We start from the raw sequence: 12,325 nt of genomic DNA on the forward strand, positions 1-12,325 counted from the left end.
AGCTTGTGATATCTTTCACGAGCAGGGACTCCAGACCTACCGGTTCTGGAGGTAGCAAACGCTCGCTTGACAACAGGCTGATGGAGCACCGATGCAGGCCAATGACGTGCGCGTCCTCAAGAGCGCCGCGATTCCGACCGCAGTGGTTGGGGTGGTCGCCGTGCTGGTCGCCTTCCTGGCGGCGGGCGGCAAGGGTGCGCTCGGCGCGGCCATGGGCGCCCTGCTCGTCGGGATCTTCTTCAGCGTCAGCGTCGTCGTGGTGTCCTACGCCGCCCGGGTCTCCCCGCAGATGATGGCGATCGCCGCGATGGTGAGCTATCTCGTCAAGGTCCTGGCCATCATGGCCGTGTTGTCGGCCTTCCGTGACACCACGGCCTGGAACACCCAGGCCTTCGCGTGGTCCGTGGTGGTCTGCACCCTCGTGTGGACGGGCTTCGAGGTCCGCGCCTTCATGAAGACCAAGATGCTTTACGTCGACCCCGAGGCCGGAGTTCCGGGAAAGGGCGACGCATGACGCTCTTGCCTGGACGGGGTCCGATATGACTAGTCCGCTGTTCGCCTGCTATCGTCGGGCCCGCGATGAGCGCACAGGAACGCCGACCCGAAGAAGACGGTCGCGACTTCGCCGACGCCATGTGGTCAGTCCCCAGCTCACTACTCGCCGGGATGGCTATCTACGGCGGCCTCGGATGGTTGCTGGACCGGTGGTTGGACATGTCCGCGTTCTTCCCCATAGGCGTGGTCCTGGGGGTTGTGCTCGGCGGCTACCTGGTCTACCGGAAGTTCGGTCGCTAGCCCGGAGCAGCAACCGCTTCGCTGAGGAAACTCTTGTGATCCACTACGACGTTGAAGGGAACGCCGCGTGAATGCGCTGACGGTCCTCGCTCCCGCTGGCGATCAATTCGGGGCGCCTACGCCAGACGAGTTGTTCAACCTGCCTCCCATCATCCCCGGGGTCTACTGGTTCACCAAGCCGGTGCTGCTGGCCATCATCAGCGCCATCCTCGTGGTCGGCGTGTGCTGGGCGGCCTTCGCCAAGCCCAAGCTCGTGCCGAGGGGCGTCCAGAACGCCGTCGAGCTCGGCTACATGTTCGTCCGCGACCAGGTCGCCCGGCCCTTCCTGGGCAAGGACGCAGACCGGTGGATGGGCCTGCTGGTCAGCGTGTTCTTCCTGGTGCTCGTCTGGAACGTCATGGGCGTCGTCCCGGTGCTCCAGTTCCCCGTCGCCTCGCACATCGCCTTCCCGGCCGTGCTGGCCCTCCTGATCTACGGCCTCAAGATCTACCTGGGCGTCAAGCACCAGGGCGGCGTCGGCTACTTCAAGAACATGATGTTCCCGCCCGGCCTGCCGAAGCCGATCTACGTCCTGCTGGCCCCGATCGAGTTCCTGTCGAACATGATCATCGCGCCCTTCACGCACGCGGTGCGACTGTTCGCGAACATGTTCGCGGGCCACATGCTGCTGGCCTTCTTCAGCATGGTGGGCTTCTGGTTCCTGTTCGAGAAGCTGACCCCGCTCGGCGCGCCCATCGGCGTCGTGGGTGTGGTGATGACCATCCTGCTCACGGGCCTGGAGATCTTCATCCAGTATCTGCAGGCGTTCCTCTTCGCGATGCTGGCCGCGATGTACATCGGCGGCTCCCTGCATCCCGATCACTGAGAACCACAGACCGGATCAGTCCAGACCGGTGAGACTCCGCTTCACCGGCCGTCCAGTAAAGGAAAACAGCAATGAGCGTTCTCGCTGAGGTCTCCGGCAACGTCACCGCCATCGGTTACGGTCTCGCCGCCATCGGCCCCGGCATCGGCGTCGGCATCATCTTCGGTCAGGGCGTGCAGGCCATCGCGCGCCAGCCCGAGGCCTACGGCCTGATCCGCCAGAACATGCTCCTCGGCTTCGTCCTCACCGAGGCCCTCGCCCTGATCGGCCTGGTCGCACCGTTCATCTTCCAGAACATCGGCGCGGCCTGACGATCCCCACCTGACGAAAGGCTGCATCCATGACTATGGCAGCTACGCTCCTCGCGCAGGAGGAGGGCGCCAACCCCCTCATCCCGCACACGTACGAGCTCGTCGTCGGCATCTTCTCCTTCCTCGTCGTCCTCTTCGTCGTCGGCCGGATCCTCGTCCCGCGCATCCAGAAGACGCTGGCCGAGCGGACGGACGCCATCGAGGGCGGCATCAAGAGGGCGGAAGAAGCGCAGGCCCAGGCGCAGGTCCTGCAGCAGGAATACCGCGACCAGCTGGCCGAGGCCAGGCAGGAGGCTGCCAGGCTGCGTGAGGAGGCTCGCGAGCAGGCCGCGCAGATCAAGGCGGAGCTCCGCGAGGAGGCCCAGGCCGAGGCCCGGCGTCTCGTCGAGGCCGCGCACGCGCAGATCGAGGCGGACCGCCAGGCGGCCTTCGCCCAGCTCCGCGCCGAGATCGGCCGCCTGTCGACCGACCTGGCCGGCCGCATCGTCGGCGAGTCCCTCGAGGACGAAGCCCGGCAGAGCCGCATCGTCGACCGGTTCCTCGACGAGCTGGAAAGCTCCAACGCGCAGGCGGTGCGTTAATGAGGGGCCTGAGCAGGGCGTCGCTGGCCGAGGTCGAGGAGCGGTTCAACGCGGTCGCCGGCAGTGCCGACCTCGGCACGCTCTCCGACGAGTTGTTCGCGGTCGCGGATCTGCTCGACCGCGAGCATGGCCTGCGCCGTGCCCTGTCCGACCCGTCCAGGCCGGGCGAGCAGAAGGCGGGCACGATCCGCTCGCTGCTCGACGGCAAGGTCGGCGAGGCGGCGCTCGCCACCGCCGAGACCGCGGTCTCGGCGCGGTGGTCGCGCGCCGGTGACCTGGCCGACGTGCTCGAACGGCTCGGCGTCGCCGCCGCGGCCGCGGAGGCGGAGGGCCAGTCACGGCTCGACGAGGTGGAGGACGAGCTCTTCCGCTTCGGCCGCATCGTCGCCGCCAACCCGGAGCTGCGCCGGGCACTCACCGACGCGGGTGCGCCGGGGGCCGGCAAGCAGGAGCTGCTGAGCCGGCTGCTCGATGGCAAGGTCGCCCCCACGAGCCTGCGCCTGATCAGCCAGCTGGTGCTGCACCCGCGTGGGCGTAGCCTGGAGTCAGGCCTGGAAGAGGTCGGTCAGCTCGTGGCGGAGCAGCGCCGGCGCCTCGTGGCGGTGGTGCGCACCGCGGTCGAGCTGACCGACGCGCAGCGCGAGCGCCTGACGGCGTGGCTGCGCACCTCCTACGGCCGTGACGTGCACCTGAACGTCGAGGTGGACAAGCGAGTGCTCGGTGGGTTCTCGGTCCGCATCGGCGACGAGATCATCGACACCACCATTGTGGGACGAATCGAAGAAGTCCGCCGCCGGTTGGCCGGCTAAGGCGAATAGGGAGACAGAGTAGAGATGGCGGAGCTTACGATCCGGCCGGACGAGATCCGGGACGCGCTTGAGCGCTTCGTCCAGGCGTACGAACCGGAAGGCGCCGCGCGCGAGGAGATCGGGACCGTCGTCGACGCCGGCGACGGCATTGCCCATGTCTCCGGCCTTCCCTCGGCGATGGCGAACGAGCTGCTCGAGTTCGAGGGTGGCACGCGCGGTCTGGCACTTAACCTCGACACCCGCGAGATCGGTGCCGTTATTCTGGGCGACTTCAGCGGCATCGAGGAGGGCCAGACGGTCCGCAGGACGGGCGAGGTCCTGTCCGTGCCCGTCGGCGACGACTTCCTCGGCCGCGTGGTCGACCCCCTGGGCAACCCGCTCGACGGCAAGGGCGCCATCCAGGCCGAGGGCACCCGTGCCCTCGAACTGCAGGCCCCCTCGGTCGTCCAGCGGCAGCCGGTGAAGCAGCCGCTGCAGACCGGCATCAAGGCGATCGACGCCATGACGCCGATCGGCCGCGGCCAGCGCCAGCTGATCATCGGCGACCGCGGCACCGGCAAGACGGCGATCGCGGTCGACACGATCCTCAACCAGCGCGAGGCCTGGGCGTCGGGCGACCCCGAGAAGCAGGTGCGCTGCGTCTACGTCGCGGTCGGCCAGAAGGGCTCGACGATCGCGCAGGTCAAGGCCCGCCTGGAGGAGGCCGGCGCGCTCGAATACACCACGATCGTGGCCGCCCCCGCCTCTGACCCGGCCGGCTACAAATACCTTGCCCCCTACACCGGCTCGGCCATCGGCCAGCACTGGATGTACCAGGGCAAGCACGTTCTGATCGTCTTCGACGACCTGACCAAGCAGGCCGACGCCTACCGCGCCGTGTCCCTGCTGCTGCGTCGCCCTCCGGGCCGCGAGGCCTTCCCCGGCGACGTCTTCTACCTGCACTCCAGGCTCCTGGAGCGCTGCGCCAAGCTCTCCGACGACATGGGCGGCGGCTCGATGACGGGCCTGCCGGTCATCGAGACCAAGGGCAACGACGTGTCGGCCTTCATCCCGACCAACGTCATCTCCATCACCGACGGCCAGTGCTTCCTCGAGACCGACCTGTTCAACGCGGGTGTGCGCCCGGCCATCAACGTCGGCATCTCGGTGTCCCGAGTCGGTGGTTCGGCGCAGGTCAAGGCCATGCGCAAGGTCGCGGGCACGCTGAAGCTGTCGCTGTCGCAGTATCGCGACCTGGAGGCCTTCGCGGCGTTCGCGTCCGACCTCGACGCGGCCTCCAAGGCCCAGCTCGAACGCGGTCAGCGCCTGGTGGAGCTGCTCAAGCAGCCCCAGTACGAACCGTTCCCCGTCGAGCGCCAGGTCGTGTCGGTGTGGGCCGGCACCACGGGCGAGCTCGACGAGGTGCCGGTCGACGACGTGCGGCGTTTCGAGACGGAGTTCCTCGACTTCCTGCAGTCCTCGCACAAGGGCATCCTCGACACCATCCGCGAGACCAACGAGCTCACGGACGACACGGTGACCTCGCTCAAGGACGCCATCACGGAGTTCAAGAAGGGCTTCACCACCTCCTCGGGCGAGCTGCTGGTCAAGGACGAGCCGGTGGCGCCGCTGGAGGCCGAAGAGGTCGGCCAGGAGAAGATCAAGAAGGTCGTCCGTCGGGCGGAGAAGTAGGTCATGGGTGCCCAGCTAAGGCTGCTGCGGCGGCGGATCAACTCGGTCAAGTCGACCGCGAAGATCACGCGTGCCCAGGAGCTCATCGCCTCTTCACGGATCGTGAGGGCGCAGCAGCGGATGCAGGCGGCGCTGCCGTACGAGCGTGAGATCACTCGCGCCGTCACCGGCGTCGTCAGCAACGCGGCCAGCGTCGACCATCCGCTGACCGTGGCGAAGGACAACCCCGCGAAGGCGGGTGTCCTCATCGTCACCAGCGACAGCGGGTTCTGCGGCGGTTTCAACGCCAACGTCCTGCGCGAGGCCGAGGCCCTGCGCGGGTTGCTGGAGGGCCGCGGCCTCAACGTCGTGCCGTTCGTCACCGGGCGCAAGGGTGTCACCTGGCACACCTTCCGCCAGCGCGAGATGGGCGGCCAGTGGGTCGGCTTCTCCAGGAAGCCGGCCTACGCCGACGCCAAGGAGATCGCGCAGACGCTGATCGACTCGTTCAAGGACGACAACGGGATCGACGAGATCCACATCGTCTCGACCGAGTTCGTCTCCATGCTGACCCAGAACGTCGTGGTCAAGCGGATCCTGCCGCTCGAGGTCGAGGAGACCGAGGCGACGGAGTCCACCGCGATCCCGCCCTACTTCGAGTTCGAGCCGACCGCGGGTGACGTTCTCGAGACGCTGCTGCCGCGTTACGTCGAGTCCCGGATCTTCACGGCGCTGCTGCAGTCGGCTGCCTCCGAGGAGGCAGCGCGGCGGCGCGCGATGAAGTCCGCGACCGACAACGCCAACGAGCTGATGCGGCTGCTCACCCAGGAGATGAACCAGGCTCGCCAGGCGGAGATCACCCAGGAAATCAGCGAGATCGTCGGTGGCGCCAACGCGCTCGCTGACGCCGCAGCGGGGAAAGAGTGAAATGACTGCAGAGGCTGTTGAAACTGTGGAAGCCGCGGCGGCCGGCACAGGCCGCGTGGCACGTGTCACCGGCGCGGTCGTCGACGTGGAGTTCCCCGTCGACGCGATGCCCGAGATCTACAACGCGCTCAAGGTCGAGGTGACCCTCGGCGGCGAGACCAGGACCCTGACCCTTGAGGTGGCCCAGCACCTGGGCGACAACCTCGTGCGCGCCATCTCCATGCAGCCCACCGACGGCATGGTCCGCGGCCAGGCGGTGCAGGACACCGGCGGCCCGATCTCGGTGCCGGTCGGCGACGTCGTCAAGGGCCACGTGTGGAACGCGCTGGGCGAGACGCTCGACGTGCCCACCGCGTCGCTCAAGGTCGAGGAGCGGTGGGGCATCCACCGTCCCTCCCCGGCGTTCGACCAGCTCGAGTCCCGCACCGAGCTGCTCGTCACCGGCATCAAGGTCATCGACCTGCTCACCCCCTACGTGCAGGGCGGGAAGATCGGCCTGTTCGGCGGCGCCGGCGTGGGCAAGACGGTGCTCATCCAGGAGATGATCCGCCGCGTCGCCCGTAACTTCGGCGGCACCTCGTGCTTCGCCGGTGTCGGCGAGCGCACCCGTGAGGGCAACGACCTCTGGCTGGAGATGGAGGAGGCGGACGTTCTCAAGGACACCGCGCTCGTCTTCGGCCAGATGGACGAGCCGCCGGGCACCCGTCTGCGCGTGGCGCTGTCGGCGCTGACCATGGCCGAATACTTCCGTGACGTGCAGAAGCAGGACGTGTTGCTCTTCATCGACAACATCTTCCGCTTCACGCAGGCCGGTTCGGAGGTCTCGACCCTGCTCGGCCGTATGCCGTCCGCCGTGGGTTACCAGCCCACGCTGGCCGACGAGATGGGTGTGCTCCAGGAGCGCATCACCTCGACGCGCGGTCACTCGATCACCTCCATGCAGGCGATCTACGTGCCCGCCGACGACATCACCGACCCGGCCCCGCACAACGCGTTCGCGCACCTCGACGCGCAGACCGTGCTCTCCCGGCCGATCTCGGAGAAGGGCATCTACCCCGCGGTGGACCCGCTCGACTCCTCCTCCCGGATCCTCGACCCGCAGATCCTGGGCGAGGAGCACTACCGGGTCGCCCAGGAGACCAAGCGGATCCTGCAGAAGTACCGCGAGCTCCAGGACATCATCGCGATCCTCGGTATCGACGAGCTGTCCGAGGAGGACAAGGTCACCGTGCAGCGGGCCCGCCGCATCGAGCGGTTCCTGTCGCACCCGATGTACGCCGCCGAGGCGTTCACCGGCCAGCCGGGCGAGACCGTCCCGCTGGACGAGACCATCGCCTCCTTCAAGGGCCTGTGCGCGGGTGAGTACGACCACCTCCCCGAGCAGGCGTTCTTCATGGTCGGTGGCATCGAGCAGGCCGTGGCCAAGGCCAAGGAACTCGAGCGCCGCTAAATCGCCCAGTCGAAGGGCTTCGAGCCAGGACCTACCTAGAGGGCGAGTTCTGCGAGCCCGGACCTACGGTGGTGGTACGGCCGCCCGCCGTGCCACCACCTGATCGGAAAGGAACCTACACAAGTGGCGAAGCTACGCGTAGGGGTTGTCTCACCCGAGCGTGAGATCTGGTCGGGCGAGGCCGACATGGTGATTGCCAAGACCGTGGACGGCGAGATCGGTATTATGCCGCAACACGCACCTGTGCTCGGCGTCCTCGTCGAGGGCGGCGTGCTGCGCATCAAGCGGGAGGGCGAGGGCGATCTCGCGGCGGCCGTGCACGGAGGCTTCATCTCCGTGGCCGACGACGAGGTGTCCGTGCTCGCCGAGGTGGCCGAGCTCGGTTCCGAGGTCGACGTCGCGGCGGCCCGTGACGCTCTCGATCGGGCCCAGGCCTCGATCGAGGCCAACCAGGAGGACGCCGACGCGGCGATCGAGGCCAAGCGCGCCAGGGCTCGGCTCCGCGCGGCGGGCGAAGAGGTCTAATATTCTCAACGGGGCGCAGGGGGCGGCATGATGGCGACGGTTGTGGTGGTCCTGGTGCTGTTCGCCGCCCTCGTGGTCCTGCGCTGGGTCACGCTGACCCGCTCGCGCGGGAGCGTGCCCTGTCGTCTGCGGGTGGGGGAGCGGGCCTGGCAGAGCGGCGTAGCCCGCTACGCCGACGGGGAGCTCCACTGGATCCCTCTTCTGGGTGTCCGACTGAGGCCGCGCCACGCTATCGCGAGGCGCGGCCTCGTCGTTTCTCCCCGCCGCGAGATCGAGGGCGGGATGTTCGCGGTGGATCTCAGCGGGAGCACGCGCGGCGTGTCCATCGCGATGAGCGCCGACGCGCTGACGGGCTTCCTCGCGTGGCTGGAGTCGGCGCCGCCGAGCGCCTACCTCGACGTCGCCTGACCCCGGCTCGGCGCCTCGGGGCGTCAGCGTTTCAGGGCTGTCTCAGGGCCTCAGCGGCGGACGGTCGCGTTCAGCGGGTGCCGCCGGGCTTCCAGAGGATCTCGTCGCCCGCGTGGGCGATCCGGCAGGCGATGAAGAGCAGGTCGGACAGCCGGTTGAGGTATTTCGCCGTCAGCACGTTCATGTCGTCGTGCGCCTGGAGCGCGGCCCAGGCCGTACGCTCGGCTCTGCGCACCGTGACCCTGGCGACGTGCAGCGCCGCCGTGGCGGGATCGCCGCCGGGCAGGATGAAGCTGCGCAGCGGCTTGAGCCCGGCGTTGAAGCGGTCGCACTGCGTCTCCAGCCAGTCGATGTACGACTGCTCCACCCGCAGCGGCGGGAAGTCGGGGTTCGCCACGACCGGCGTGGCCAGGTCGGCCCCCAGGTCGAAGAGCTCGTTCTGGACGCGTACGAGCACCTCCACCAGGTCGGCGGTCAGGGTGCCGTGCGACAGCGCGACCCCCAGGTGGGCGTTGGCCTCTTCCACGTCGGCGTAGGCCGCGAGCCGCAGGTCGGTCTTCGGGGCGGGGCTCATGTCGCTCAGCGTGGTGGTGCCGTCGTCGCCCGTGCGGGTGTAGATGCGGGAGAGGACGACCGGCTTGTCCTTGTCGGCGCGCGTCATGGCCCCAGCGTACTCGTGACAAATGTCATCGGGACGGGACGCGAAGTCCATATCGCGCCTGTGATTTCGGCGACTGGCTCGAAGAAACGGGTGAAAGCCATGATTGACGCATGATGAAGGAGATGACCTGATGCTCGAGATCAACGAGCTGCGCAAGCGTTTCGCGGGCGGCCCAGGCTCCCCAGCGACCAAGATCGCCTTGGATGGGATCAGCTTCACCGTACGGCCGGGCGAGATGTTCGGGTTCGTCGGTGCGAACGGCGCGGGCAAGACCACGACGATGCGCATCGTGATGGGCGTGCTCCAGGCGGACTCCGGCTCGGTGGCCCTGCGGGGGGCGCCGCTCTCGCCAGACGACCGCCGGCGCTTCGGCTACATGCCGGAGGAGCGCGGTCTGTACCAGAAGATGCGGGTCGCCGAGCAGATCGAGTACTTCGGCCGCCTGCACGGGATGAGCTCGACGGCCGCCACGAAGGCCACCGACGGCCTGCTGGAGCAGCTCGGGCTGACCGAGCGCAGGAACGACGCGGTACAGGCCCTCTCATTGGGCAACCAGCAGCGGGTGCAGCTCGCCGTGGCCCTGGTGCACGACCCCGAGCTGCTCATCCTGGACGAGCCGTTCTCCGGGCTCGACCCGATCGCGGTCGACGCGCTGGCCACGGTGTTGCAGGAGCGGTGCAGGGGAGGCGTACCGGTGATCTTCTCCAGCCACCAGCTGGAGCTGGTGGAGCGGCTGTGCGACTCCGTGGGCATCGTCTCGGCCGGGCGCATGGTCGCCGCGGGCGCGGTGGCCGACCTGCGGGCGGCCGAGCGGAACGAGCTGCGCGTGGTCGTCAGGAACCCCGCGCCTGGCTGGGCGGACGGCCTGCCGGGCACGGTCACCGTCGACGGCGACCGGCACACCCTGCGCACCTCCGGCGGCGACGACCAGGAGATCCTGCGTCGCGCCGTGAAGGCGGGGCGGGTCGAACACTTCGGGGCCGAGCAGCCGAGCCTCACCGAGATCTTCAAGGAGGCCGTGGCGTGAACGGACTGATGCTGGTCGCCCGCAGAGAGATCACGACGCAGGTGCGGACGAAGGGGTTCGTCATCGGCCTGCTCATCACGGCGGCGCTGGTGGCGGCGGTCTCGTTCGCTCCCAAGGTGCTGGGCGGTGACGACTCCTACACGCTGGGCACCGTCAACTCCCAGCAGCTCCCGCTGAAGGCCGCCGCGCCCGACACGACGTTCGAGTGGCGGGCGTTCCCCGACGAGGGTGCGGCGTCGCAGGCGCTGCTCGACGGCGACGTGGACGCGGTGCTCGTCAACGGCTCCAAGGTGCTGACGGACGGGAAGATCGACGATGAGCTCGGCGTGCTGCTGCAGAGCGTGAACCGCGAGGTCAGGCTCGGCGCCGCGGGCGTGTCCATCCCGCCGCTGCAGATGCAGTCCGTGGGTGCCGACACGCGGTACGAGTCCGCGCGCGCCGGCATCGCCGTGGTGCTCGTCCTCGTGCTCTTCATGCTCATCATGGGCCAGGTCATGATGGTGGCCATGGGCGTGGTGGAGGAGAAGGGCAGCAGGATCGTGGAAATCCTGCTCTCCACCGTGCGGCCGTGGCAACTGCTCGGCGGCAAGATCGTGGGGCTGGGTGCGCTCGGCCTGATCAACCTGGTCACCATCCTGGTCGTCGGGCTCGGTTCGGCTATGGCCTCGGGCATCGCCACCGACTTCCCGCCCGGCATCCCCGGGCTGGTGGCTGCGGTGCTGGTGTGGTTCGTGCTCGGCTACGCCTTCTTCGCGGCGCTGGCGGCGGCCTTCGGGTCGCTGGTCTCGCGGCAGGAGGAGGTGGGCTCGGTGATGACGCCGCTGACCATGCTCATCATGATCACGTACTTCGTCGCCTTCTACGCCACCAATGACGCGACGGGCACGCTGGCCACGGTCGTGTCGTACATCCCGCCCTTCTCGTCCATGGTCATGCCGGTGCGGATGGCGGCGACCGAGGTGCCGCTGTGGCAGGTGGGCGCGTCCATGGCGGCGATGGTCCTGGCCGTGCTCGCGGTGCTGGCCTTCGGCGCCAAGATCTACGAGCGCGCGGTGCTGCGGACGGGTGCCCGGCTCAAACTCGGCGACGTGCTGCGCACGAACTAGATGGATCCGATCAGGCGGGCGCGGCGCCTCACCTGGGCGATGATCATCTCGGGCCTGCTGACGATGTGGCTCCTCATCGTCGTCTCGTCCGTGGACGCGCACGTGGAGGGCACGCTCTCGTGGTGGCGGGCCGTTCCGGCGCTGATCGCCGCCGGCGGGCTCACCTGGCTCTACCCGCGCATGGCCGACGCGATCCTGGACCGCCGCTACCCCACCAGGCAGGTGGTGGTGGCGGCGGTTCTCGCGCTGGTCGCGGCGGGCGCGGGCGGGGCGGACCCGGCCGGATGGGGCTTCGTCCTCGTGGCCTGGCTGGGCATCGCCATGCTCGGCGTCTCCATCCGCACGCTCGTCCTGCAGATGCTCGGGACCTGGGCGGCCGGCGTCACGCTGGGGCTGGCGCCGGGCGCCATGGCCCTCGACGTGCCCACGGATCGGGAATTCTGCTATTACGCCCTGCTCTACGGCCTCTGGTGCGTCGTTCTGCCGCCGTCCGGCCGGGTCTGGCTCCTGATCTGGAGGCTGGCCGTGGAGGCCCACGAGGGCCGCGACGCGCACACGCGGCTGGCTGTGGCCGAGGAGCGCCTGCGCTTCTCCAGGGACCTGCACGACCTCGTGGGGCACCAGTTGTCCGCCATCGCGGTCAAGACCGAGCTGGCCGTACGGCTCTCGGACAAGGACACCGGCGCGGCGAAGGCCGAGATGGCGGAGGTCAACACGCTGACCAGGAAGGCGCTCAAGGAGCTGCGCCAGGCGGTGCGCGGCTACCGCGAGCTTGACTTGGCCGCCGAACTGAATAGCGTTGAAGGCGTACTCGAAGCGGCGGGGGTCCGCTGCGAGACGCGCCTTCCCTACCGCGAGCTGCCGGACGGGGTGGCGCCGGTGTTCGCCTACGCGGTCCGCGAGGCGGTGACCAACGTGCTCAAGCACAGCGCCGCGACATTCTGCCGCATCACGATCCGCTTCACCGATGAGGAGGCGGAGCTGGAGGTGCGTAACGACGGGGCGGTCGAGCGCCAGAGTGAGGACCTGGGGAGCGGCCTGGCGGGCCTGAGGGAGCGGCTGGCCGCAGCGGGCGGGAAGGTGAGCGCCCAGCCGGCAGGTGATGGCGAGTTCGTGCTGAACGCAGTCGTGTCACTTCCGATACGTGGGTAGGAGAGGTTTGCGGGAAGTTTCACCGGCGCGGTTCGCGATGGCCGGTGACCTGCTCGTA

The 12,325-nt window shown here is 68.7% G+C and carries 15 protein-coding genes; 14 read left to right on the forward strand and 1 reads right to left on the reverse strand.

The genetic code is table 11. The features are described from left to right. Positions 1-91: 91 nt before the first annotated feature. The 11 genes from ABGA98_RS30025 to ABGA98_RS30075 all read left to right on the forward strand — a co-directional run bounded on the left by ABGA98_RS30025 (position 92) and on the right by ABGA98_RS30075 (position 8,321). Positions 92-514, forward strand: a complete 423-nt coding sequence (locus ABGA98_RS30025; RefSeq protein WP_347621770.1) for a hypothetical protein — start codon at positions 92-94, stop codon at positions 512-514. A 119-nt stretch (positions 515-633) separates the two neighbouring features. Then, the gene (locus tag ABGA98_RS30030; RefSeq protein ID WP_347621982.1) at positions 634-795 is read left to right on the forward strand and encodes an AtpZ/AtpI family protein; all 162 of its coding nucleotides are present in this window, start codon (positions 634-636) and stop codon (positions 793-795) included. A gap of 130 nt (positions 796-925) precedes the next feature. Further along, positions 926-1,660, forward strand: a complete 735-nt coding sequence (gene atpB, locus ABGA98_RS30035; protein WP_347621771.1) for a F0F1 ATP synthase subunit A — start codon at positions 926-928, stop codon at positions 1,658-1,660. 71 nt (positions 1,661-1,731) lie between these two features. Next, the gene (atpE, locus tag ABGA98_RS30040) at positions 1,732-1,971 is read left to right on the forward strand and encodes an ATP synthase F0 subunit C (protein ID WP_132331967.1); all 240 of its coding nucleotides are present in this window, start codon (positions 1,732-1,734) and stop codon (positions 1,969-1,971) included. Positions 1,972-2,006: 35 nt separating this feature from the next. Further along, positions 2,007-2,552 carry a F0F1 ATP synthase subunit B gene (locus ABGA98_RS30045; RefSeq protein ID WP_201761528.1) on the forward strand — a complete coding sequence of 182 codons (546 nt, stop codon included), beginning with the start codon at positions 2,007-2,009 and terminating at the stop codon, positions 2,550-2,552. Beyond that, positions 2,552-3,361, forward strand: coding sequence for a F0F1 ATP synthase subunit delta (locus tag ABGA98_RS30050; protein WP_347621772.1), 810 nt, complete (start codon positions 2,552-2,554; stop codon positions 3,359-3,361). The genes ABGA98_RS30045 and ABGA98_RS30050 overlap by 1 nt, the downstream gene beginning before the upstream one ends. Before the next feature lie 24 nt (positions 3,362-3,385). Continuing rightward, the gene (gene atpA / locus ABGA98_RS30055; protein ID WP_347621773.1) at positions 3,386-5,032 is read left to right on the forward strand and encodes a F0F1 ATP synthase subunit alpha; all 1,647 of its coding nucleotides are present in this window, start codon (positions 3,386-3,388) and stop codon (positions 5,030-5,032) included. Between the two features lie 3 nt (positions 5,033-5,035). Next, positions 5,036-5,938: a F0F1 ATP synthase subunit gamma gene (locus tag ABGA98_RS30060; RefSeq protein ID WP_347621774.1), complete on the forward strand. Its 903-nt coding sequence runs from the start codon at positions 5,036-5,038 to the stop codon at positions 5,936-5,938. A 1-nt stretch (position 5,939) separates the two neighbouring features. Continuing rightward, positions 5,940-7,388 carry a F0F1 ATP synthase subunit beta gene (atpD, locus tag ABGA98_RS30065; protein ID WP_132509766.1) on the forward strand — a complete coding sequence of 483 codons (1,449 nt, stop codon included), beginning with the start codon at positions 5,940-5,942 and terminating at the stop codon, positions 7,386-7,388. A 123-nt stretch (positions 7,389-7,511) separates the two neighbouring features. Further along, a complete protein-coding gene (locus ABGA98_RS30070) occupies positions 7,512-7,913 on the forward strand; it encodes a F0F1 ATP synthase subunit epsilon (RefSeq protein WP_132331956.1) in 402 nt (133 codons plus the stop codon). 27 nt (positions 7,914-7,940) lie between these two features. Further along, the gene (locus tag ABGA98_RS30075) at positions 7,941-8,321 is read left to right on the forward strand and encodes a DUF2550 family protein (protein WP_132331954.1); all 381 of its coding nucleotides are present in this window, start codon (positions 7,941-7,943) and stop codon (positions 8,319-8,321) included. 70 nt (positions 8,322-8,391) lie between these two features. On the opposite strand, the gene ABGA98_RS30080 is transcribed toward ABGA98_RS30075, so the two are convergent. Further along, positions 8,392-8,982: a cob(I)yrinic acid a,c-diamide adenosyltransferase gene (locus ABGA98_RS30080; protein WP_347621775.1), complete on the reverse strand. Its 591-nt coding sequence runs from the start codon at positions 8,980-8,982 to the stop codon at positions 8,392-8,394. Positions 8,983-9,112: 130 nt separating this feature from the next. Here ABGA98_RS30080 and ABGA98_RS30085 point away from each other — a divergent pair, with 130 nt between their 5' ends. Genes ABGA98_RS30085 through ABGA98_RS30095 form a run of 3 tightly spaced genes read left to right on the forward strand, consistent with a single transcriptional unit; the run spans position 9,113 to position 12,267 of the window. After that, positions 9,113-10,009 carry an ATP-binding cassette domain-containing protein gene (locus tag ABGA98_RS30085; protein WP_347621776.1) on the forward strand — a complete coding sequence of 299 codons (897 nt, stop codon included), beginning with the start codon at positions 9,113-9,115 and terminating at the stop codon, positions 10,007-10,009. After that, on the forward strand, positions 10,006-11,115 hold the full coding sequence (locus ABGA98_RS30090) for an ABC transporter permease (protein ID WP_347621777.1): 1,110 nt from the start codon (positions 10,006-10,008) through the stop codon (positions 11,113-11,115). The genes ABGA98_RS30085 and ABGA98_RS30090 overlap by 4 nt, the downstream gene beginning before the upstream one ends. Beyond that, positions 11,116-12,267 (forward strand): histidine kinase, encoded by a 1,152-nt coding sequence (locus ABGA98_RS30095; protein ID WP_347621778.1) that lies wholly within the window; start codon positions 11,116-11,118, stop codon positions 12,265-12,267. It begins immediately after the preceding gene. Positions 12,268-12,325 lie beyond the last annotated feature (58 nt).

Origin of the sequence: Nonomuraea sp. B1E8, assembly GCF_039871515.1 — a bacterium.
Lineage (GTDB): Bacteria > Actinomycetota > Actinomycetes > Streptosporangiales > Streptosporangiaceae > Nonomuraea.